This window comes from Vibrio sp. CDRSL-10 TSBA (assembly GCA_039696685.1).
Taxonomy (GTDB): Bacteria; Pseudomonadota; Gammaproteobacteria; order Enterobacterales; family Vibrionaceae; genus Vibrio.
Genome location: CP155566.1, coordinates 1,840,288 through 1,863,432 on the forward strand (window position 1 = coordinate 1,840,288; position 23,145 = coordinate 1,863,432).

General features: G+C 47.8%; 11 protein-coding genes and 8 pseudogenes. 5 read left to right on the top strand and 14 right to left on the bottom strand.

All coding sequences use genetic code 11. The annotated features are described in order from the left end of the window. Positions 1-61: 61 nt before the first annotated feature. Both ABDK09_16020 and ABDK09_16025 read right to left on the bottom strand, forming a co-directional pair. Positions 62-1,151 (bottom strand): annotated as a pseudogene (locus ABDK09_16020) (TRAP transporter substrate-binding protein). A gap of 366 nt (positions 1,152-1,517) precedes the next feature. After that, entirely contained in the window at positions 1,518-1,907 is a 390-nt protein-coding gene (locus ABDK09_16025) for a MarR family transcriptional regulator (GenBank protein ID XAW88585.1), read from the bottom strand. A gap of 221 nt (positions 1,908-2,128) precedes the next feature. Here ABDK09_16025 and ABDK09_16030 point away from each other — a divergent pair, with 221 nt between their 5' ends. Then, positions 2,129-2,803, top strand: a complete 675-nt coding sequence (locus ABDK09_16030; protein XAW88586.1) for a DUF2982 domain-containing protein — start codon at positions 2,129-2,131, stop codon at positions 2,801-2,803. Positions 2,804-2,922: 119 nt separating this feature from the next. On the opposite strand, the gene ABDK09_16035 is transcribed toward ABDK09_16030, so the two are convergent. The 10 genes and pseudogenes from ABDK09_16035 to gyrA form a co-directional block, all read right to left on the bottom strand. Continuing rightward, positions 2,923-3,579, bottom strand: coding sequence for an MBL fold metallo-hydrolase (locus ABDK09_16035; GenBank protein ID XAW88587.1), 657 nt, complete (start codon positions 3,577-3,579; stop codon positions 2,923-2,925). A 104-nt stretch (positions 3,580-3,683) separates the two neighbouring features. After that, positions 3,684-4,233 (bottom strand): annotated as a pseudogene (locus ABDK09_16040) (DUF882 domain-containing protein). A gap of 179 nt (positions 4,234-4,412) precedes the next feature. Further along, positions 4,413-5,966 carry a L,D-transpeptidase family protein gene (locus tag ABDK09_16045; GenBank protein ID XAW88588.1) on the bottom strand — a complete coding sequence of 518 codons (1,554 nt, stop codon included), beginning with the start codon at positions 5,964-5,966 and terminating at the stop codon, positions 4,413-4,415. Between the two features lie 201 nt (positions 5,967-6,167). After that, positions 6,168-7,245: pseudogene (locus ABDK09_16050) on the bottom strand (DUF1513 domain-containing protein). Beyond that, on the bottom strand, positions 7,235-8,344 hold the full coding sequence (locus ABDK09_16055; GenBank protein ID XAW88589.1) for an imelysin family protein: 1,110 nt from the start codon (positions 8,342-8,344) through the stop codon (positions 7,235-7,237). Before ABDK09_16055 ends, ABDK09_16050 begins: the two are co-directional and overlap by 11 nt. 8 nt (positions 8,345-8,352) lie before the next feature. After that, a pseudogene (locus tag ABDK09_16060) lies at positions 8,353-9,736 on the bottom strand (di-heme oxidoredictase family protein). Positions 9,737-9,845: 109 nt separating this feature from the next. Next, the gene (locus ABDK09_16065) at positions 9,846-11,114 is read right to left on the bottom strand and encodes an imelysin family protein (GenBank protein ID XAW88590.1); all 1,269 of its coding nucleotides are present in this window, start codon (positions 11,112-11,114) and stop codon (positions 9,846-9,848) included. A 174-nt stretch (positions 11,115-11,288) separates the two neighbouring features. Continuing rightward, positions 11,289-11,936: a GTP cyclohydrolase II gene (gene ribA, locus ABDK09_16070; protein ID XAW88591.1), complete on the bottom strand. Its 648-nt coding sequence runs from the start codon at positions 11,934-11,936 to the stop codon at positions 11,289-11,291. Between the two features lie 171 nt (positions 11,937-12,107). Beyond that, positions 12,108-12,288 (bottom strand): annotated as a pseudogene (locus ABDK09_16075) (hypothetical protein). 655 nt (positions 12,289-12,943) lie between these two features. Continuing rightward, positions 12,944-15,584: pseudogene (gene gyrA, locus ABDK09_16080) on the bottom strand (DNA topoisomerase (ATP-hydrolyzing) subunit A). Positions 15,585-15,934: 350 nt separating this feature from the next. On the opposite strand from gyrA, the pseudogene ubiG reads away from it, so the two are divergent. The 4 genes and pseudogenes from ubiG (at position 15,935) to yfaE (ending at position 20,964) form a co-directional block, all read left to right on the top strand. Continuing rightward, positions 15,935-16,643, top strand: a pseudogene (ubiG, locus tag ABDK09_16085) (bifunctional 2-polyprenyl-6-hydroxyphenol methylase/3-demethylubiquinol 3-O-methyltransferase UbiG). 553 nt (positions 16,644-17,196) lie between these two features. Continuing rightward, positions 17,197-19,481 (top strand): annotated as a pseudogene (gene nrdA, locus ABDK09_16090) (class 1a ribonucleoside-diphosphate reductase subunit alpha). Between the two features lie 71 nt (positions 19,482-19,552). Continuing rightward, positions 19,553-20,686, top strand: coding sequence for a class Ia ribonucleoside-diphosphate reductase subunit beta (gene nrdB / locus ABDK09_16095; GenBank protein XAW88592.1), 1,134 nt, complete (start codon positions 19,553-19,555; stop codon positions 20,684-20,686). Then, positions 20,686-20,964, top strand: a complete 279-nt coding sequence (yfaE, locus tag ABDK09_16100; GenBank protein ID XAW88593.1) for a class I ribonucleotide reductase maintenance protein YfaE — start codon at positions 20,686-20,688, stop codon at positions 20,962-20,964. The genes nrdB and yfaE overlap by 1 nt, the downstream gene beginning before the upstream one ends. 289 nt (positions 20,965-21,253) lie before the next feature. On the opposite strand, the gene ABDK09_16105 is transcribed toward yfaE, so the two are convergent. Next, positions 21,254-21,499, bottom strand: coding sequence for a hypothetical protein (locus ABDK09_16105; GenBank protein XAW88594.1), 246 nt, complete (start codon positions 21,497-21,499; stop codon positions 21,254-21,256). Positions 21,500-21,800: 301 nt separating this feature from the next. Next, on the bottom strand, positions 21,801-23,042 hold the full coding sequence (locus ABDK09_16110; protein XAW88595.1) for a CinA family nicotinamide mononucleotide deamidase-related protein: 1,242 nt from the start codon (positions 23,040-23,042) through the stop codon (positions 21,801-21,803). Positions 23,043-23,145: the final 103 nt, after the last annotated feature.

Below are 23,145 nucleotides of genomic sequence, written 5' to 3' on the forward strand. Positions count from 1 at the left end.
TGACATCAGTAAAACACGGAGCTTGGTTTATTATTATCAGGTTAATGCTTCAGCCCAGACTCTACTGTTCACTATTGAGGTAAGCACGCATTGAAATGTCGGTCCAGGCACGAACGTCTTTCATATACTTGGCCTGGGATTCCTGAATTTCTTTTGCTTCAGGATCAGCTGCCGCATGTTGAGCTAACAGACGATCATTGGCCTCGCGCAGCGCTTTAATAACTTGTGGCGGGAAAGTTTTGACCTTCACATCCGGGTATTCAGTGGTGATGGACGCCCAGTTCTTACCACTTTCATGCACAGACTGGATATACATGTCATAGGCCGCGTCACGCATGGCAACACGCAGGATTTCCTGCAGGTCCGCAGGCAGACGTTCCCAGCTGCGTTTATTAATCAGGAACTGCAGTTTCTGTCGCCGGCTCATGCCAGCCGGTGTAGTAATAAGGGGCGATTTTGTGGAAGCCCATACGCAGGTCAAGTGAAGGACCTACCCATTCCAGCGCATCGATAGTACGTCGCTCCAGAGAGGTGTACAGCTCTCCTGGGGCAATGTTCGTCGGTTTCGCACCCAACTCAGCCAACACTTCACCGGCAAAACCCGGAATACGCATTTTAAGACCTTGCAGATCTTCTACTGAGTTGATCTCTTTCTGGAACCAGCCACCCATCTGTACATCAGTGTTACCGCCGGGGAAAGACAACATGTTGTGCGGTGCGTACACTTTCTCCATCAGTTCCATACCGCCGCCATGGTAGAACCAGGCGTACTGTTCAGGTGCGGTCATGCCAAACGGCATGGAAGTGAAGTAGAGGGTATTCGGCACTTTGCCTTTCCAGTAATAAGAAGCCGAGTGCCCCATGTCGTACTGACCAGATTTGACCATATCAAACACGCCCAGCGGCGCTTTGTGTTTGTTGGCGGAATCAATCCGGATCTGCAGACGACCATTTGACATTTTCTCTGCCATGGCAGCCATATTTTTCGTGGTATCGCCAAAAACCGGAAAATTCGGACCCCAGGTTTCGGCAAGTTTCAGGCGATACACTTTTTCAGCAGCGCTTACATTGGCAGTAAACAGAGTAAAACAGGCAGTGACAGCAACCACTCCGGCGGTGACACGTTTTACAGATTTTGAAATCAGACTCATTTTCACGTCCCTTTGTTTTTATTAAGGCTCTGGTGAGCCTTATCTTCTCCCCTACTTTGGGAGAACTTAGGTGATGATGAAATGAGCGTGATTACGCAGTAATTAACAGATTTGTAGAGGACTCAAACGAAAGGGTTAGGTAGAACTACGTAAGTTATCAACGATAAGTTTTACCTATCTGCTTAATTTTACAGGTCAACCAGAAATGTAAATGCGACTAAAGAGTGTCGGAACTACGTAGTTGTTTGTCTGCAGGTGACTCCGGCAAAAAGTTGCCAATTTGTGACAAACGGCAGGAATGAAAACGAAAAAAGCTCCGACACGCGGAGCTTTTTTGCAAACAATAGTTATCCGAAACAGATGACGTTAAATCGCTTTGTAGATAACTTTGTTACCTGAAAGTTGCTCTTTAACGACCAGGTTTTCGTCCAGTAGTTTTTTCAGAGCGCCGGTTGCCCAAGAAGCCGCTTTGGTATCTTCCTGACCTGCAGCCAGACCAATCGACTTAGGATTGATGCCTTCAGCATTGGCGGCAACGATGTCCAGCACCTGTTGCTGTTTTGGAGTTAATGCTACGTCTACTTTTTTCGCTGCTGCTACTTGTTCGGCCACTGGCTTAACCGCGGCTTTCTTTTCAACAACAGGTTTTGCAGTTGCAGGCTTTGCTGTTTTCGGCGCTGAAGCAAGGTTTGCTGCAATCGCTTTAATGCGTTTTTGCAGTTTAGCCTGCACGTTACGCTTATGAGCAAGTCTCATCGAGTATGTCTCCATTTCACTGCACAAAGCGCAGTGGTGAAAATTTGAAGCGCGTTTTATATCAAAATTCGTCAGCCTTTTGTAGGGTGTTGGTCAAGTTAGGCTACAAAAACACGATATTCGGCCATGATTGACTACAATTTAGACATGCATCCAACTGATCCCTTGTTGCACTACTGAGTATAAATACAGAGAAATAACAGCCAATTGCCGTGAACCTTATGCAAACAGTTCATTTATCCAACCATCATTTTGATCTGCGCTCACCCTACCTGCGCATGATTGGTTTTATTGTCATCATCTCGACCTTGTTTCTGGTCATTCTTGCTCCGGGGTGGCAACAGGCACTTTTGTCTCTCATTGCTATGTGCATATTGTGTGGCAGCGGCTACTGGCTGATCAGAAAAAGCTGGATCGGTTATACGCTGACACCGACCCATTTTCAGCAGCACCTGTTTCATGGTGGCTGGGTCGTAAAGTGGAATAACATCAGCGCGATAGGCATTTGCAGTTATGAACAGGAAGGGTGGCATCAACCTCTGCCCTGGATTGGCATACGACTCAAAAGCTATGAGCCCTACCTGGACGCCATTTGCCCGCGTATTGCCACCGAGATCCTGCTCAGGCAGCGGGCACTGCTTTATCTTGGTGCCAGACAACACAACCAGCATCATCAGTTTGAAGACATGGTGCTGAACAGCCGTCCGTTTTGCGAACATGGCGGAAAAATGTACCGCGGTCTGATGGCGATGCTTGCCAATCGCATGTGCTATCAGCGCCGCTTTTACGGCTATGATGTGTTTATTGCCAGCAGTGATTTAGATCGCAGCGCGGAGGAGTTTGTCGGTCTGACCCGGCGCTATCTTGCCGCAGCCGAGCCAGAAACCTTTACCTGATCACAGTGCAGGAAATTAACGGATTCCGAATCCTGAGTTAACGTGTCTAAGGACTAAGTTAACGGAGTATGAGGACTAGGTTAACGGAGTCTGAGGGCTCTGCAGACCGTCCAACGTAATCAGTACAACGGCATTTCATCGGCAACAAATGGATTGCTGGCGCGCTCGTGACCAAAGGTGGAAATCGGGCCATGACCGGGGACAAAAGTCACATCATTACCCATCGGCCACAGTTTAGTTTTGATGGAATTGATCAGGGTATTGAAGTCACCCTGTGGAAAGTCTGTGCGTCCGATACTGCCGTTAAACAGCACATCACCAACGAAAGCCAGGCGAGCTTCATTGCTGAACAACACAACATGGCCCGGGGTATGACCCGGAGTATGGACAACGTCAAGCACCTGCTGACCAAAGGTGATGGTATCCCCTTCCTGCAGCCACTGAGACGGCGTAAACGCTTTGGTCAGAGGAAAACCAAACATCTTGCTCTGACCTTCCAGCCCTTGCAGCCAGAAATCATCGTCCTGATGCGGTCCAACAACGGCGACTCCACCCAGCATATCAGCCAGTGGTTCAGTACCGCCGACATGATCAAGGTGACCATGAGTCAACACCAGTTGCTCGACCTTAACACCAAGTTCATCAATCAAGGCTTTGAGTTGCTGAACATCACCACCCGGATCGACAACAATCCCCTGCATGGTTTCATCACACCATACAATGGAGCAGTTTTGCGCAAAAGGCGTAACAGGAACGATCTGGTATTTTAAAGACATGGGCAACCTTGTTCGAAACAATAAATTAAGTTGCCCGAACTATGACATTCCCGCCTCATTTTGACAAGTTGCGACCCGGATTGTGGATAACTTCCGAGCCTTGTTTACGATCCTTGCCAGCGACGCACCGGGCCAGTATCTATATGGACAAACTGGCTCTTGGGATAGTACCCGACACCGCCCGCGTTGAGACTTAATGCTGCATCATGCACTTGTTTTAGTGACACACCATCAAGGCGAAAATCGATTGCCTGGCCCAACATATGGAAACTTTTTTTCGCCACACCGGAAGAGCGATTGCGCAACATGGCATTGGTTACCGGCGAACGATAACCGGAAATAATCTGAACTTCGCTTTCTACCCCCAATAATTGCTGAATGCGAGAAATCTGATCGAACAGATTTTTATCCATCGGATGGGTTTCGTCCTGGCGGAAATCACGGCAAATGTGATTCAGACGTTGTAACTCAGAACGCACATAGCGCTGACCATTAAAATAACAAGATTCTAATGATTCACCGGTATGCAGGTTATTCAGAGCCAACACACGAGGTTTATGGGGATAAGAAGCATGGGCTATGCCCGGAGCGCAGGTTGCAAGCACCAAACCAGAAACCGGCGAACTTTAAAAAATCGCGACGTGACAGACTCAAAACAACACCTTTAAACTACGGAATTCGATCTTAATAATCCGGCAAACTACCGGACTCCTCAGACAAGATCAAATGCATAATTTGTGCTAGTTTGGTCACAAAATGTCACAAGATAAGTTTACTATTTGACCAATAAAGGGATTTTCCCTGTGTCATTTTTTCGCAAATTTAGATTTGGATCATCCCCTGTCATTTTTCAGGCGGTCAAAGCGGTAAATATCGTCCCGATAGTGGATGCTTCCGGCCTCGTACCACACCGTTTGATAGATAATATGCACAGGTATGCGCTTTTTCAGCGGGATCGAATGATTACTTCCCCGCTGATCCTGCATCAAATCTTTATCATTGATTCCCTGCATCTCCAGTAAAGTCAGAGCGAGGCGATCAGCATGCTCAACCCTGATACAACCGGAGCTGAACGCGCGCGACGGATTATTGAACAGATGTTTGCTCGGTGTGTCATGTAAGTAAATTGCACGCTTGTTTGGCGTATTAAATTTATACAAACCCAGCGCGTTCTGATTGCCTGACTGCTGACGTAAACGATATGGAAAGGCTTTAGGTTTGACGCTATTCCAGTCGATCTGAGTCGGGTCCATTTTCTGGCTTGAGTTCCAGCTCTCAATAATATCAATATGATGCCGGCTCAGATAGGTGTGGTCACGTTTAGCCAGCGGCAAAATATCCTCGACCATAATTTTATAAGGTACATTCCAGGTCGGATTGAGAATCAGAGAATCAAGCCGGGTATTCATCACGGGAGTCGGCCGGCTGACCTTACCTACCACCACTTTGGACTGAAACACCTCTTTACCCGAGTGCCAGTACTTAAGTTCGAAGCCGGGAACATTGACCACAATACTGGTGTCAGTATCAGTGGGCCATAACCGCATCCGCTCCGCATTGATAGCCAGCAAAGCCAAACGATCTTCCAGCTTGAGGTTCAGCCATTTCAGGGTGTTGACGCCGATGAAACCATCCACTTTCAATCCGTGCATACGCTGAAACTGTTTGACCGGCTCGACCAGAGTATTGTCATACCACGTGACAGCGTCACTCACATCGCTGACATCAATATTGACCAGAGCCAGTCGCGTGATCAACGTGCTACGATCCTCGAGACTATCACCGGGCTTCTTAAGTCCGGCCTGCACATAGACCGGCATAATTAATGGCGTTTGCTGATTCAGGTAACGGTAAGCACTGAGTAGCTGTCGATAGGCGGGATCGGACGGCGCATATTGATCAATCAGCATACTGATGTTTTGCGTACCGATGGCAATATGCAGATCCAGCAAAGCCTGCTCGCTTGGCTGAGGCAGACTCAACAATTTTTTCTGTTCAAAAAACCAACTCACCCCCTGCTGTGGTGCCTGCTCGGCATAACTTAAGTAAAGCATCAGCGTGTCGGTCGCCAGCAGATCATATTCGAACCAGTCACCTTGGTTGCGATAATGGATGAGGGCTTGTAACTGACGTTCAAACAACGGGCTGATATTGGCAAGACGTACCAAATCAAGCTGGCGTTCAAAATGTTGCGTATCCCGCATATCCACCCAGATCAATTGATCATTATTCTGATGGTAAATACGTTCTAATTGCCCGGGGAACTGTAACAGTGATTCGACCGAAGAACGCTCTTCAAGCCAACCAAGTTTACTGAAATAGGGAGAAGCAGACAGCGGAGTGCTGACACAAATCAGTAAGAAGAAAAGGATACCTAAACGTTGCATGATATTATGCCCATGTCGCCCGCCAATACTTCAGTATGGCAAAAGATATGGGCATATGATAACTCTGACGTGTGTTAAAAATGCGTCGTTTTCATTACGCTCAGGGCATTTACCCTGTTTCTGCATTAACGAACTGTTTCTGCATTAACGCACTGTTTCAGCATTGACACACGATTCCCGTATTGGGAATCTTGCTGCGACTTACACTATCGGCGACCAGTGATTATCCCACTGCACATTGGAGACATGCTGAACAGCACGCTCAGGGTAACGATGGTTAATCACTAAGGCCGAGCCGGAGCTCACCTGGAATTCATCACCGTAAACCACCACGCCGGATGCATCAGGTAATGCAGCCAGCTCAACCAGGTCACCGGTTTGTTTAGACCAGATACCGTAACAGCTTCCCCGTGGCGATGTCGCCAGAATCCATTGTTCGTTCGCCGCAATACTGGCAATGTAATGGTTGAAACGAGCCCACTGTTCAGGTTTCTGCCCGCAGCGGTTTTAATGCTCCGCCTGAGGTATGCATGGCCAACAATGACGGGTAATCCTCTGGTTTACCGCGATATTGCTGGCCGCACAGTACCGTGTCACAGCCATCATGCGCAAGATGACGGATACTGAGATGATGGTCAGGCAGCGCCACCTGTTCAAGGATTGTCCCGTTCGGAGTCAGGTAAGTCAGGCTGGGCCGCATACTGTCCAGATTAAGGGGTGCACGCCCGTTGGTATGTACGCCGCCGACACCAATCACCAGACGATCGTCCGGCATCACGATCACTTCGTGCGGACCAATTCCAAAACCGGAAAACTCAGCGACTTTCTGGTACTGATGGGCGACATCGTACACACCAATAATGCCACGACTGGTTCCGCGCTCTCCCTCAGTGACATATAACCATTCACCGTCATTGGAATACACCCCATGACCATAATAGTGACGCTGGTCATCTGCCGGGCGCAGTTGAATCATTTCACCGCTCTGATAATCAAACACCATCAGAAATGTCCCCGGCCGACGTGCGAACGCAGTGGCCTGGGTGAGTTTAGGATGAACGGCGACTCCGTGTCCGCGCCCCGGCAGAGGCAGTTGCTTGATCGCTTGTCCATTCCGGTCGGCAATCACAGCACTGAACTTATCACGCCCTTTGATTGCGCAGCCAATCAAGGCTGGCTTCGATGCAGGCTGGCTCGCACAGCCAAACGGCATTACCGGAGCACACGCACCTAATAATGCCGCTTTTAATAGCGAACGACGGTTTTGATCAGTCACCATCACTTGAGTTAAATCCTATTACAACGCCCAGTTCAACCGCGACTTCGTCATGCAGCAGATATTTTAATTGTTCCAGCTTGTTATATTGCGACAACACATCACGATAGCCATCTTTGCTTTGCAGCATGTCAAACAAACTCGGATTTTGTGGCCAGGTCGAGACCAGGTTGGCATACTGGGTTTTGACCCGATCCGCCAGATCATCGAGTTTGCGTGCACGCAGTTCACCATCCAGGCTGCTCAGATAAAGCGTCTGCATCGCTTCAATGTTCGCCTTCAAATTCAGCATCGAGGTTTTTGAACGCCAGGACTCGGAAAAATACGGTCGTGGCTGACCGATATTAGCCAGCGGGCGGCTCATTTTCGACATGCTGTACTCAAGCTGATTTGAGAGCAGCGCAATATACGCTGACTGCCAGGTCGGCTCATCCATTTTTGTCCATGGGTTTTGTTGCCAGGCCTGTTCAATGATAGCGGCTTTGGTCGCCAGGTTTTCACTGATCGCTGTTACAGCCGGGCAAGCCTTTTCAGGCGCTGACATCAGCGGCGACTGGCTGTCATACAGTGCCCATTCCAAAGCACCCAATCCCTGCACAGTCACACTTTGCTGAGCAATATCGGCGCTGCTCCAGCTCTGGTTCTGCTTTAGCAGTGCCTGCATCTTACGACCTGTGGTGTTCTTTTTATCCGGCCAGAACTGAACGTTCCAGCTCTGTTCAAGAGCAGCAGCCGGGCCACGCTCCTGACCTTGCAGCGCCATCCAGGCAAGCATGGTACTGTGCCATTGCTGCTTTAATTGTTCGTTGGAACTATAAACCTGTTCGTTGGAACGATTAACCTGTTCACCGGATATATTCGCCTGGTCATCAGAGACACTTAGCTTGCCGTCAGACAAATCAACAGAACCACAAAAATTGTTCATCGCCCGTTGTAACTGCTCAGCTTCGTTTTTAAAACGATAAGCCGCCTGATACTCGGCCAGGTAAACCGGCTGGCTGATATGATTGGTCTGCTGCGGTTGTCCCTGGCCAGAGCCATTGCTCTGACAAGCAGAGACAAGCAGTGCTAAAGCAACCGGTGTTATAGATTTCAATGTCATTGTCACACCTATAAAGAGTTTAAAAATGCGATCAGCGCGGCGCGCTGCTTGTGATCAAACTTAAGTACCTGGTCACGTGCAGCAAGGGCTTCCCCGCCATGCCAAAGTACGGCTTCCATTAAATTACGTGCCCGTCCGTCGTGCAGATAATAGGTATGACCGTTCACTTCCTGAGTGTAACCAATCCCCCACAGCGGCGGTGTTCGCCACTCGCTGGCACTGGCTTGTGCCTCCGGCCGGCCATCACTCAGGCCTTCTCCCATATCATGCAACAACAAATCGGTATACGGATGAATAGTTTGTTCAGATAGTGCAGGTAGTTCCGGACGCTTACCCGTCTTAACCTCTGTTTTATGGCAACCTGCGCAGCCCGCACTCAGAAACAGTTGTTCCCCGGCGATGACGTCAGGGTCATCAACGTTACGTCGTACCGGCACCGCCAGATGTTGTGAATAAAACTCGACAAAGTTCAAGATATTGTCGCTCACTTCCGGCTCACCACCATTCGGCAGACTGGCACATAATGCTTGATGTGGCGAACAGTTTCTCGGCGGGAAACAGGCGACTGGTCAGGCCTAAATCACCGTTAAAGGCCGAGGCATTTTGCTGCATCAGTGAAGGTTGCCCGGCTTTCCAGCCAAAACGACCGATGACGGTTTTATTCTGCTCGATATCCCAGACCTTGTTGACCCGTCCGGATAGACTATCTTTATCATGGTCATTAACATCCTGCCAGCTCAATAACGTACTGTCAGGAATACTCTCCAGCAGCCCCAGACCAATCATTGGCGGTGCAATTCTGGCGGAAAACTGAGTGTCCGGATGCATCGGACCGTATGCAAGGCGGGTAATTTCAAGGTTCGGTTTTCTCAGCAGCACCGGAGTCCCGTCAGCAAACTGAATCGAGACGTCATCATAGGTAATACGAATTTGTCCTTCCGCCTTGTGGCCGGGCAATGCAAAATCCTGTAGTTGCGCACCGTAAGTTGGTTCAGGCACCACGCCTTGTTGGCGATAAACGGCTTTTTGCCGTTCAGTCAACGCCGGAATACTCAGACGAACCAGCATAGATACCGCTTGTTGCTCCCCCTCCTCAGGAGGATGCCCTCGCCCGTCTTTAATGTGACAGTTCTGACACCCGTTGGTATTAAACAGAGGTCCGAGGCCGTCACGGGCTTCGGTAGAAGATGGCGCGGCCACCCAGGGATTACGAAAAAAGCTATTCCCTACGCTGAAATCGAGTCGTTTCGATAACGGAAGATTTGAGGCTGGCATCGAATAGGCATTCTGTCCATCTTTACGGGTACTGGTTGCCCCGCCTGATGCCACATCAGTGGCCCATACCTGGGCTGAAATTATCCCCACAAGGAGCGTAGAGTAAACCAATTTCATTCCGTCATTCTCTTATTATTCAAAGCGAGAAACCCAACCGGCCGAAAAATCACTAACGTGAATTCCCGGGCGATTGGGTCGTGTTAATTCAGAGGATCAATAACTAAAGCTACTGGCTCAGAAACTCGTGATCAGCGGTGTCCGGATTCAGGTTATCAATGCCAATGACATTCGCGGCTCGCTCAATAGATGCGGTCTGTGCAACCAAAGAGGCAATGGCTTTATTAACCAGAGCATTACCTTGTGGATTATCGGCAGCAATCAGTTGATCAAAGTGTTGATTGTTTTTCTCTGCTGATGTCACCAGTTCGCCAACCTGATCGCGTGCAGCGTCAAACTGCTGCATGATCTCTTTGGCGGCTTGGCCGTCTTGCTGGGCAACAAGATCAAGGATCGACGCCCCTTTTAACGTTGAACCGTCAACGCGAGCGTAAGTACCGGTATAAACGTTGTAAATGCCCTGCTCATTGTAGAAGTGAGAGTTGTGAGTGTTATCAGAGAAACAGTCATGCTCATCTTCTGTAGAGTTCGCTTCCAGAGCGACCTTCATGCGTTCGCCAGCCAGTTCACCCAATGACAGTGAACCCATGCCAAACAACATCTTACGCAGGCCGTTTTGTGCAGAATCAGCAAGAAGTTCCTGACGGTAGTTACCTTTCTCATCCGCAGACCACTGCTTTTCCATCCACTCCAGATCCTGGACCAGCAGTTGAGCAGATGCTTTCAGATATTGCGCGCGGCGGTCACAGTTGCCATGAGTACATTCGCTGCCCTGTACATAATCCGTATACGGACGTTCGCCCGCACCTGGCTGCGTGCCATGAAGATCTTGTCCCCACAGCAGGAATTCAATCGCGTGATAGCCGGAAGCCACGTTCGCTTCTGAACCACCCAGTTCATTCAGGCTGGCAATCAGCTCAGGAGTAATTTCAGCCACATCAATTGTCGTCGCGCCAATCGTCAGACTCTTGTTGGCCACGATATTGGCACTTGCGCCCGCGTTGCCCAGTTCGTACTGGTAATCATCCGCGACGTAATCGATCAGACCTTCGTCCAACGGCCAGGCATTCAGTTGACCTTCCCAGTCGTCGACAACCGCGTTACCAAAACGAAAAACTTCAGATTGTTGGTATGGCACACGCGCTTGTAACCAGGCTTGTTTGACTTGTTGTAGTTGAGCTTCAGAAGGCTCGGCCAGAAAAGCATCGATTGACTGATTGAGGTTTTTCGCAGTAACCAGAGCATCCGCGAACACGGCGTGGGCGACGTCTGCGTAATGTTCAACGACCTGGTCCTGAGTCACAGCCGCGAAACTGGCCGCAGAAGAGAGGGCCAAAGAGGCTGCAATAGATTGGACTAAAAGTGACTTAACTTTCATTAAAGCATCCTTGTTTTGCTTTGATTAATACGTAGTGCTAATTATTATCATTTGCACTCTTAGCCGCGATAATACAAATTTACAATTCTTTTTCAAGTGGTAACAAAAAAAACCTCACCGAAGTGAGGTTTTTATCAATGATAATGTGAAGTCTGCTTATCAGCGCTCAAAAAACTACCACTTGAGCTGATGCTTGCCATGAGAGACTTTGGCACGCAGGTAATTCTCATTGCCTGACTTAATATGGGCTGCAGTGTGCACCACTTCCACAATGTCGATACCATACTCTTTCAGTTCACGTACTTTTTTCGGATTGTTGGTCACCAGACGGATCTTTTCTACGTTTAAAGCCTGCAGCATTTGTGCAGCTTCACTGAAATCACGCAGATCATCGCCGAAACCGAGATGGTTGTTAGCTTCATAAGTGTTCATACCTTCACTCTGCAGACGGTACGCATCGATTTTATTATATAAACCGATACCACGACCTTCCTGCCGCAGGTATAAAATAATCCCGCCATGCTCGCCCATCTTATTAATGGTTTCTTCCAGCTGCTCGCCACAATCACAACGCGACGAATGGAAAACATCGCCGGTCAGACACTCTGAGTGCATGCGCACTAAAGGAACTTCTTGATTTTTATCTGCTGATTTGAAAATAACAGCGACATGCTCTTTATCGGTCTTCAACCCTCTGAAAGAGAGGATTTCTGCATCAATATTGCTCTTCGCACCTACTTTAAAATCAACTCTGGCTCTTACTTCCGCCATATCTGCACTCACCTGAATCATCACTGGATGCATGCTTGTTATTGTATGCATTCTAAAACTCTCTCTGTGAACATACTATGGGGACTGATACCCCAATTTTCAACGAAAAGATCACAAAAACATCTAAATGTTATAATATAACAATTTAGAAAAACTGCAATAAAAAACCCAGCGCTTTTTTACAAAGGCTGGGTTTGAGAAAAGTACTTATAATTCAGTTAATTAATGGCTCTGTGTCTTTTTCCATACCGCCAGCTCAACCCAAAGCTGTTCCAGCTCTTTCAGTTTCTTCCGGGGTGAGGAAAGACAAAGTAGGTTTTGATTGTGGCAGAGCATAAGACTGCAATGCACTAATCTGTGCATAAAAGTCCTGCTTTAATTGCTTAATCACTGAATAGTCCACTGCCTTTTCCCGTTGATTATCTTTCTCTATGTCAAAATAATATCATTTTATCGAAATCAATGTGATTGAAATTTAATTTTTGGAATAATTATCACATTTTATATGTTGTTATTTTTATTTGGATTATTCCAATCAATTTGATCACACTATAAACAATAATGATCATAGCTATAGATAGATTAAATAAATACAACTATCGGTTTTATATTATTAATAAATATATAATTAAAATTGAACTCGTTCAACTTACTGTATTTCATAGAATTTCATAGCCAATTAGTGAATCTTTAGGCGCTGACTGAGATTTAACGGTTCCCCTCCTTCCCGGATCGAAATAAATGATCCTTGGATCAAAACAAGTCCAACTACCGATCTTTCCCTTCCGTCAAAATATTGTCTAACCGCAATCAGCCTGCCAAAGCTGCTGTTTTACATCGTCGTAATTGGAATGAATATGGGATCAGCTGATCCAGCTATATATGTCTTAATAGGCTGTCTGTTCGTGAGGATTATCTGTTCGTGAAGACTGTCCGTTTGTGAAAACTATTCGTTCGTGAAGACTGTCCGCTCGTCATAAACCGTCAGTACCGTTATAAAAAAGCCGGACTCAATGGCCCGGCTTTTTAGTCAACAATACTTTAATCAACCACAGTCATTACTCGTCAGAGTCACTGTCTGTTGAATCAGTTGTGTTGGTGTCTGACTGCTGTGATTCATCCGATGGAACCGACTGCTGTTCAGCATCGATATCTTCCGGTAAATCCGCATCTTCAATTTCTTCAATGCGCTGCAGGCCAACGACTTTTTCGTCTTCAGCGGTACGAATCAGTGTCACACCCTGGGTGTTACGACCAACCTGGCTCACTTCAGCAACACGAGTACGAACCAGAGTACCGGCGTTGGTGATCATCATAAATTCATCACCTTCGTCGACCTGTACCGCACCCACGACTTCGCCGTTACGATCAGAGACTTTGATAGAAACCACACCCTGGGTAGCACGGCTCTTCGCTGGGTACTCAGCCAGAACTGTACGCTTACCGTAACCATTTTCGGTTACCGTCAGTACGTCACCATCAGTCTTAGGAACGATCAGTGAAACTACCTGATCACCTTCTGCCAGTTTCATACCACGCACACCTGAAGCGGTACGGCCCATCGCTCGTACTTGATCTTCGTTAAAGCGAACCACTTTACCGAATTTCGAGAACAGCATAATGTTGCTGTCACCATCCGTGATATCTACACCGATCAGTGAATCGTCGTCACGCAGATTGACGGCAATCAGACCGTTCGCACGTACGTTAGCGAACTGATCAAGCGAAGTCTTCTTAACTGTACCGTCACCGGTTGCCATGAAGATAAACTTATCTTCCGTGAACTCGGTTACCGGCAGAATCGCTGTGATACGTTCGTTCTCTTCCAGAGGCAGCAGATTGACGATCGGCTTACCACGTGCCGTACGACTTGCCAGCGGCAATTGGTACACTTTCAGACGGTAAGTCTTACCACGGGTTGAGAAGCACAGAATATTATCGTGAGTATTCGCCACCAGCAGACGTTCGATGTAATCTTCGTCCTTCATGCGGGTCGCACTCTTACCTTTACCACCACGACGTTGAGACTCATAGTCGCTCAGTAACTGGTACTTAACGTAACCTTCATGTGACAGCGTCACAACCACGTCTTCACGGGCAATCAGCTCTTCCAGATCGATATCGTGGCTGGCTGCCGTGATTTCAGTGCGGCGAGCATCGCCGAATCCGTCACGAATCGCTTCCAGTTTCTTCACGAATCACTTCCATCAGACGCTCAGTGCTCGCCAGGATGTGCATCAGTTCTGCAATTTGTTCCAGCAGCTGTTTGTATTCGTCCAGGATCTTCTCATGCTCAAGACCAGTCAGCTTGTGCAGACGAAGGTCAAGAATCGCTTGAGCCTGTTGTTCAGTCAGGAAGTACTGACCATCACGAATACCGTACTGAGGCTCCAGCCATTCAGGACGAGCAGCATCAGTACCGGCGCGTTCCAGCATAGCCGCAACGTTACCCAGATCCCAACCACGTGCAATCAGACCCGCTTTGGCTTCTGCCGGCGTTGGCGCTTTACGAATCAGATCAATGATTTCATCGATGTTCGCCAGAGCCAGTGCCAGACCTTCCAGGATATGGGCACGTTCGCGTGCTTTACGCAGCTCAAAAATAGTACGGCGCGTCACCACTTCACGACGGTGATCCACGAAGCACTTCAGCATCTCTTTCAGGTTAAACAGTTTAGGCTGACCATTGTCCAGCGCTACCATGTTAATACCGAAAGTGGTCTGCAGTTGGGTATTCGTGTACAGGTTGTTCAGAACAACTTCGCCGACAGCATCACGCTTACATTCGATAACAATGCGCATACCATCTTTGTCGGACTCGTCACGCAGTGCACTGATGCCTTCAACTTTCTTGTCTTTCACCAGTTCAGCGATCTTTTCAATCAGACGCGCTTTGTTTACCTGGTATGGGATCTCGCTGACAATAATAGTCTCACGACCGTTTTTGTCTGTTTCGATATCCGCTTTGGAACGCATGTAAATCTTACCGCGGCCCGTTTTGTAAGCATCGATAATGCCTTTACGACCACTGATAAGAGCCGCTGTCGGGAAATCAGGACCAGGAATGTAGTCCATCAGTTCATCGATAGTGATCTCTTCGTTGTCGATATAAGCAAGACAGCCGTCAACAACTTCTGTCAGGTTATGCGGAGGAATGTTGGTCGCCATACCTACGGCGATACCGGAAGCACCGTTCACCAGCAGGTTTGGAATTTTAGTCGGAAGAACCGCAGGGATCTGTTCGGTACCGTCATAGTTCGGTACGTAATCAACCGTTTCTTTGTCCAGGTCAGCCAGCAGCTCATGGGCAATTTTAGACATGCGCACTTCGGTGTAACGCATTGCCGCGGCGGAGTCACCGTCGATAGAACCAAAGTTACCCTGACCATCGACCAGCATGTAACGCAGCGAGAAAGGCTGCGCCATACGTACGATGGTATCGTATACAGCACTGTCGCCGTGCGGGTGATATTTACCGATTACATCACCAACCACACGCGCAGATTTTTTATATGGTTTATTCCAGTCATTACCCAGCACATTCATCGCGAACAGTACGCGACGGTGAACTGGTTTTAGGCCATCACGCACATCAGGAAGAGCACGACCCACGATAACTGACATCGCGTAGTCAAGGTATGAACCTCGTAGCTCATCTTCAATGTTTACGGGCGTGATCTCTTTAGCTAGATCGCTCATAGAGCCATTATCCCTCTATAGTTTGATCGGTATATCCAGACAAAACGAACCCTATGCCGGAATCAACATAAATGGTTTCGTCCACACACCTGGATATTATTGATACTTATAAGGTGAAAAAATATAACACAAGTTTCTAAGGTTCGGCATCACTTTCCCTCCCCTTTTATCAGGTTGTGACCTTTGTTGTGAATCAACTGCCGAGAATTTACACACTACTCCCATATCCAACTGAAAACAGATTATTTTTTGTTCGTTCTTTTTTTATTCAGGCAGAACAACTGGTGTAAGAAGCGATCAGCGCTATAATGCGGATTCATCCATGGACGCGTAATACAGGCATAACAAGTATGAGTAAACCTCAAAACGTCGACCCGAACGAAATCAAGAAGTTCGAAGAAATGGCATCACGTTGGTGGGATCTTGAAGGCGAGTTTAAACCGCTGCATCAGATCAACCCACTGCGTCTCAATTATGTACAAGAAACGTGTCAACGGCTTGTTTGGCAAAAAAGTTCTCGATGTCGGTTGCGGCGGTGGCATCCTGGCAGAAAGCATGGCGCGTGAAGGCGCCCAGGTGACCGGACTGGATATGGGGAAAGAGCCGCTGGAAGTGGCCAGACTGCATGCTCTGGAAACGGGAACCAAACTGGATTACATCCAAAGTACCATTGAAGATCACGCCGAGCAAAACCCGCAGGCTTATGATGTCGTAACCTGTATGGAAATGCTGGAACATGTTCCGGATCCGCTGTCCGTCATTCAGTCTTGTGCGGCGCTGGTCAAGCCTGGCGGTCATGTCTTCTTCTCGACCCTGAACCGTAACTTTAAATCTTATCTGTTCGCCATTGTCGGCGCAGAGAAGCTACTCAAGATTGTTCCGCAAGGCACTCACGATCATGAGAAGTTCATTCGTCCTTCAGAAATGATGAAAATGATTGACACGACTTCCCTGCAAGAACAAGGGATTACTGGTCTGCAGTACAATCCATTGACGGATACCTACCGCCTCGGTCGCAATGTGGATGTCAATTACATTGTGCACACAACGCTAATCTGATGGCTCTGGCATAAGTAGCGTCAGTTTCAGACCTCACTCAGCGGAGCGGAAGACGTCACTGACGACAGTATCAACGGTTATGCTGTGGCCACTGATTGTGTAAGTTCATAAAGTGTACGCTAAAATCTGCCGTGTGGTTTACCACCACATGGTCAAGTTTTAGCGTATTTTTGTATTGATCCTCGCCGTTGATCCGACGAAAACGACGATAGAGTTTTTACCTAAAGATCAAGAGATTTTTTTTCTCTCTTGGTTACGAAAAAAGCGATCTGAGAATCACGATTTCTTACAAGCAATTCTGCCCTTTCGTCATCGGTGAGTGTCTACTAACTGAATTTTTTTATTTCGCAAGTTATCCACAAACTGTTCAAGATCTCCAACTTGCATTACCCCCTCAATAGCACTATCTTGTAACCCGAACACTGATGCACCCCTACATATAGTGTTTAGGACACTATATGTAGGGCGAGCTTGATCACAAAGCCGGGATTCACTTTACAAGAATTACTCAAAAATACGGCTTTTATCAGTTTTGTTAGGGAAATAAAGTAGAATGAACCAACAACTCACTGTCACCAAGCGTGATGGCCGCAAAGAAAAGATCGATCTGGAAAAGATCCACCGTGTGATCGCATGGGCCGCTGAAGGTCTGGATAATGTCTCTGTATCACAAGTAGAACTTCGTGCTCACATCCAGTTCTACGATGGCATTACCACCTCTGACATTCATGAAACCATCATCAAATCCGCTGCGGATCTGATTTCAGAAGAGACGCCGGATTACCAATACCTGGCTGCACGCCTGGCGGTTTTCCACCTGCGTAAGAAAGCGTATGGCCAGTATGAGCCGCCACTGCTGTTAGATCACGTATCTGCGATGGTGGAAAAAGGTAAGTACGACAAGCACCTGCTGGAAGACTATACACGCGAAGAATTTGAGTTGATGAATGACTTCATCGACCATCGCCGTGATTTGAATTTCTCTTACGCAGCAGTCAAACAGCTGGAAGGTAAGTACTTTGTACAAAACCGCGTAACCGGTCAGATCTACGAGAGTGCACAGTTTCCTGTACATTCTGGTCGCAGCATGCCTGTTCGCTAAATACCCGAAAGATACGCGTCTGGATTACGTAAAACGTTTTTACGATGCGACATCGACGTTCAAGATTTCATTGCCTACGCCAATTATGTCTGGCGTGCGCACACCTACCCGTCAGTTCAGTTCATGTGTACTGATCGAGTGTGGTGACAGCCTTGATTCAATCAACGCAACAGCAAGCTCTATCGTACGTTATGTTTCCCAACGTGCCGGTATCGGTATTAACGCGGGTCGTATTCGTGCTCTGGGCTCTGAAATCCGCGGTGGTGAAGCATTCCACACAGGTTGTATCCCGTTCTACAAATACTTCCAGACCGCGGTTAAATGCTGTTCTCAAGGTGGTGTTCGTGGTGGCGCAGCGACTGTGTTCTACCCTGTTTGGCACGGTGAAGTTGAATCTCTGCTGGTACTGAAAAACAACCGCGGCGTTGAAGAAAACCGTGTTCGTCATATGGACTACGGTGTGCAACTGAACAAGCTGATGTACAAACGTCTGGTGGAAGGTGGCAACATCACTCTGTTTTCACCGTCTGATGTACCGGGCCTGTACGATGCATTTTTCCAGGACCAGGACGAGTTCGAACGCCTATATGTAAAATACGAAAACGATCCTTCGATCAAACAGCGTAGCGTTAAAGCGGTTGAGCTGTTCTCTCTGCTGATGCAGGAGCGCGCATCAACTGGTCGTATTTACATTCAGAAACGTCGACCACTGTAATACTCACAGCCCGTTTGATGCGAGCGTTGCTCCGGTACGTCAGTCCAACCTGTGTCTGGAAATTGCTCTGCCGACCAAACCTCTGGTTAACGTTGAAGATGACAGCGGCGAAATCGCTCTGTGTACACTGTCTGCATTTAACCTGGGTTCAATCCAGAATCTGGATGATTTTGAAGAACTGGCTGAGCTTGTGGTACGTGCGCTTGATGCACTGCTCGATTACCAGGACTACCCGCTGCCAGCGGCTTACAAGTCAACCATGAACCGTCGTACTCTGGGTGTGGGTGTTATCAACTACGCATACTACCTGGCGAAAAACGGTGTGAAATACTCGGATGGCAGTGCGAATGCCCTGACTCACCGCACCTTTGAGGCGATGCAGTACTACCTGCTGAAAGCGTCGGTGAACCTGGCTAAAGAGCAAGGCGCATGTCCGGCGTTTAACGAGACCAACTATGCGAAAGGTCTGCTGCCGATTGATACTTATAAGAACGATATCAATCTGATCTGTGACGAAGCCCTGCATTACGACTGGGATGCACTGCGCAGCGAGATCATGGAGCATGGTCTGCGTAACTCAACACTGACGGCTCTGATGCCTTCAGAAACGTCATCGCAGATTTCAAACGCAACCAACGGTATCGAGCCGCCACGTGGTTACGTTTCCGTAAAAGCGTCTAAAGATGGTATTCTGAAACAGGTTGTTCCTGAGTTCACTCGCCTGAAAGACAACTATGAACTGCTGTGGAACATTGGTTCAAATGATGGTTATCTGCACTTAGTCGGTATCATGCAGAAATTTGTTGACCAGGCAATTTCAGCTAATACTAACTATGACCCAAGTCGTTACGAAAGCGGCAAGGTTCCAATGAAGAAACTGCTTCAGGACCTGCTGACTGCGTATAAATTTGGTGTGAAAACACTGTACTACCATAACACTCGTGATGGTGCAAAAGACGATCAGAAAGATGCGGTTCAACCAGCCGACGACGATTGCGCAAGCGGTGCTTGTAAGATCTAATCAGATTTGAACTGACACTAATTGACTTGAATGCCCTCTGCTCTGCAGGGGGCGAAACGGATGAAGGCACAATGGCTTACAGTACTTTTACTCAAACAAAAAATAACCAACTTAAAGAACCTATGTTTCTGGGTCAGCCGGTTAACGTCGCACGCTACGACCAGCAGAAATACGATATTTTTGAAAAGCTGATTGAAAAACAGCTTTCTTTTTTCTGGCGTCCGGAAGAAGTTGATGTCTCCAGCGACCGTATCGACTACGCGAAATTGCCAGATCACGAGAAACACATTTTTATCTCCAACCTGAAATACCAGACCCTGCTTGACTCAATCCAGGGCCGCAGCCCGAACGTGGCTCTGCTGCCACTGGTCTCTATTCCTGAGCTGGAAACCTGGATTGAAACATGGTCATTCTCTGAAACCATCCACTCTCGTTCGTACACGCACATCATCCGTAACATCGTGAACGATCCTGCATTGGTATTTGACGACATCGTTGAGAATGAGCACATCATCAAGCGCGCGAAAGACATCGCTCACTTCTACGATGATCTGATCAAAATGAGTAACGACTACCACCGTTACGGTGAAGGTACCCATGAAATCAACGGCGAAACCGTTCACATCACGCTAAACGGCCTAAAGAAAAAGCTGTATCTGTGCCTGATGTCGGTTAACGCGCTGGAAGCGATTCGCTTCTACGTCAGCTTTGCCTGTTCATTCGCTTTTGCCGAACGTGAACTGATGGAAGGTAATGCGAAAATCATCAAGCTGATCGCCCGTGATGAAGCACTGCACCTGACCGGTACTCAGCACATGATCAACCTGCTGCGCAACGGTATGGATGATTTTGCTTTCCTGCAGATCGCTGAAGAGTGTAAGCAAGAGAGTTTTGATCTGTTCAAGGAAGCGGCTGAGCAAGAGAAAGAATGGGCAGAATATCTGTTCAAAGACGGCTCTATGATTGGTCTGAACAAAGACATCCTGTGTCAGTATGTTGAATACATCACCAACATTCGTATGCATGCGGTTGGTCTCGAGCCTGCGTACCCTGGTGCGACCAGCAACCCGATTCCTTGGATCAATGCCTGGTTGTCTTCTGACAACGTTCAGGTTGCGCCACAGGAAGCAGAAATCAGTTCTTACCTTGTCGGTCAAATCGACAACGAAGTCAAAGCCGATGACTTCGAGGGCTTTGAACTGTAATGGCTTCGATTAAAATCAACAAAATCGTCAACATTGAGTCTAATCCGTCCAATACGCTGCTCGAAACCATGGAGCAGGCCGGATTGAACCCTGAATACAACTGCCGGGACGGCCATTGTGGCGCCTGCCGCTGTACTCTGCTATCAGGTGAAGTCGAATACGTTGGTTTTGCTATGGCCTACACGGAAAGTGATGAAATCTTGCCGTGCATCTGTAAGGCCAAAACGGCTGTAGAGTTGGTCAACGTCAACTATCACGTCAAAGCCAAACGCGCCTAGTCGCCACTCAGTGATTTGGCGGTGTCAACGTCCGAACACTGAGCAACGTAATGAAAAAAGCCAGAGTAGTCACTCTGGCTTTTTAGTTGCGCTTTTTCTTCAACTCGCTGCCTGCCTCGACTCAAATCCATCCTCATACATCTGTTGTCGTCACTCATTAAAGTGAAGCAATACAGGTTCTTAAGTACAATACTCGCTTTAATTGCCACAATATTAGCTTTAGAGGAACAATATCAGCTTTAGAGAAACAATATAAAATGCAGGCATTAACAGCGGTTGTGTTCCTTCCCTACTTAAACTCACCACCTAAAATCTGATCGGCGGTACCCATAGAGACCGACTTATTGGCGATCTCTCTTCCACCATCATCATAGAGAGACAAACGATAGCCCTGATATTCGATCTGATTACTGTCTGCCGGGGCATGCAACCATAAAGAAACCACATCCCGATTCACACTCCCTACAGCCTCTCCCAGAATCACTTTCTGACTTGCCACTTCATACCAAACCAAAATCCTTGATTGATGGAACATACCAGCCTCCCGCTGAAATGGAACACAACAGAGCTTAGTTTAAGTGCAATCACACCAGCGGGATGCCTCAGATCTAAGACAGTTTTAGCATCACTCAATAAATCATGTGCTTAACATTTAGATAATTTTGGTATAACTGGAGGGGATAAAATCAGATGGGTAATAAGCAAATAATTCAATGCCTTATTACCCATCCCATAGATATACAATCAGTTGTTTATTACTCAGTTTATTAGCACTCAATTTATTGACGTTCGATTCATCACAAATCAGACCTACTGATTGACCGTTAACAGCCTGCTCAACCTTTAAGTACGTTGGCCGGCAAGTAGAGCTCTTTCAAGGTCGACAGCGAACCATACTGTGCCAGAACATTTTTACCGGACAAATAACGACGCAGCATATCAGCGGCAACGGTACCCATCAGCTCCTTTTGTTCCTGAGCGCTGAACGCTCGGCTGAATTTAAACAGTTGCCCCCACTCTCCCTGCGGAGACGAGAGCGCGACACTGAATGTGTCGTCATTCAGAGGGCCGGTCACCAGGGCCAGGTCGGTCGTGCATTTATCTTTGGTCGCCCCGGCCAGAGCAAACACCGCAGCGAGCGGGTCTTTTTCACCCAGTCCGGCGTCCGTACCATGACTCAGAACCCAACTATGGCCACTCAGCACTTCGACCTGCCCATTACTGAGCAACCAGTGCGATAACCAGCCTTTGGTTGCTTGTTCCGCTATCGACAATGAAAGACCTTTATCGGCCATCAAATGACCAATATGATCCAGCATAGTTTCATCAACACTCACCACATGCTGCTCCAGGTGGGAATAGATAAGCTGCAGTAATTTCACCCGCGTATCGAGATCACTCTTTGGTCCAAACAGCTTCACCTCAATAAACGGCATGTAGGAACGGTAACCCAGCACATAGCCCTGCGGCAGATGCAGTTTATCCAGTTTGTCTGCAATCCCCGATTCAGAGGAGCCAAAGGTATACAAACGACTACACTCCAGCCCGGCCTGGTCCGGATAGTTACGCTTCAGATCGGGCAGGATCTGCTCAACCACCATACGCTTAAACTCTTTTGGGACACCGGGCGTAAAATAGAACCAGCAATCGTTAATCTGCATTTTGAAACCACACGCGGTACCGATCGGGTTATCGATAATGGTCGCGTTTTCCGGCAACATCGCCTGCTTAATATTGCTTTCGGGCATGGTGCGGTTACGGGCTGCATAAAAAGCCTCCAGACGCTCCAGCCACTGCGGGAACAGAACCAGTGGCTGTTCAGCGGCCTGAGATGCCGCAGCCGCACTTAAATCGTCTGTGGTCGGTCCCAGGCCACCATTCACAATCACAATGTCGTTATTAAAGCTCAGCATCAGCATTTCTTCTGCTAATACAGGCTGTGCATCGCCGACAGTCGAACGCTTGGATAAAGAAAAGCCGTGTTCAAAAAATTCGCGGGACATCCAGGCTGCATTGGTATCGACGATGTCACCATGCAGTACTTCCTCACCGGTACTTAACATTGCTATTTTAAGCATAGATATAACCTTGTTGTTCTAATTGCGTCTGATAGTACAGACTGCTTGTTGTTTCACTATATCGCCGATCGACCGTATCTCTCTATTAGTTTCATGTCAATTT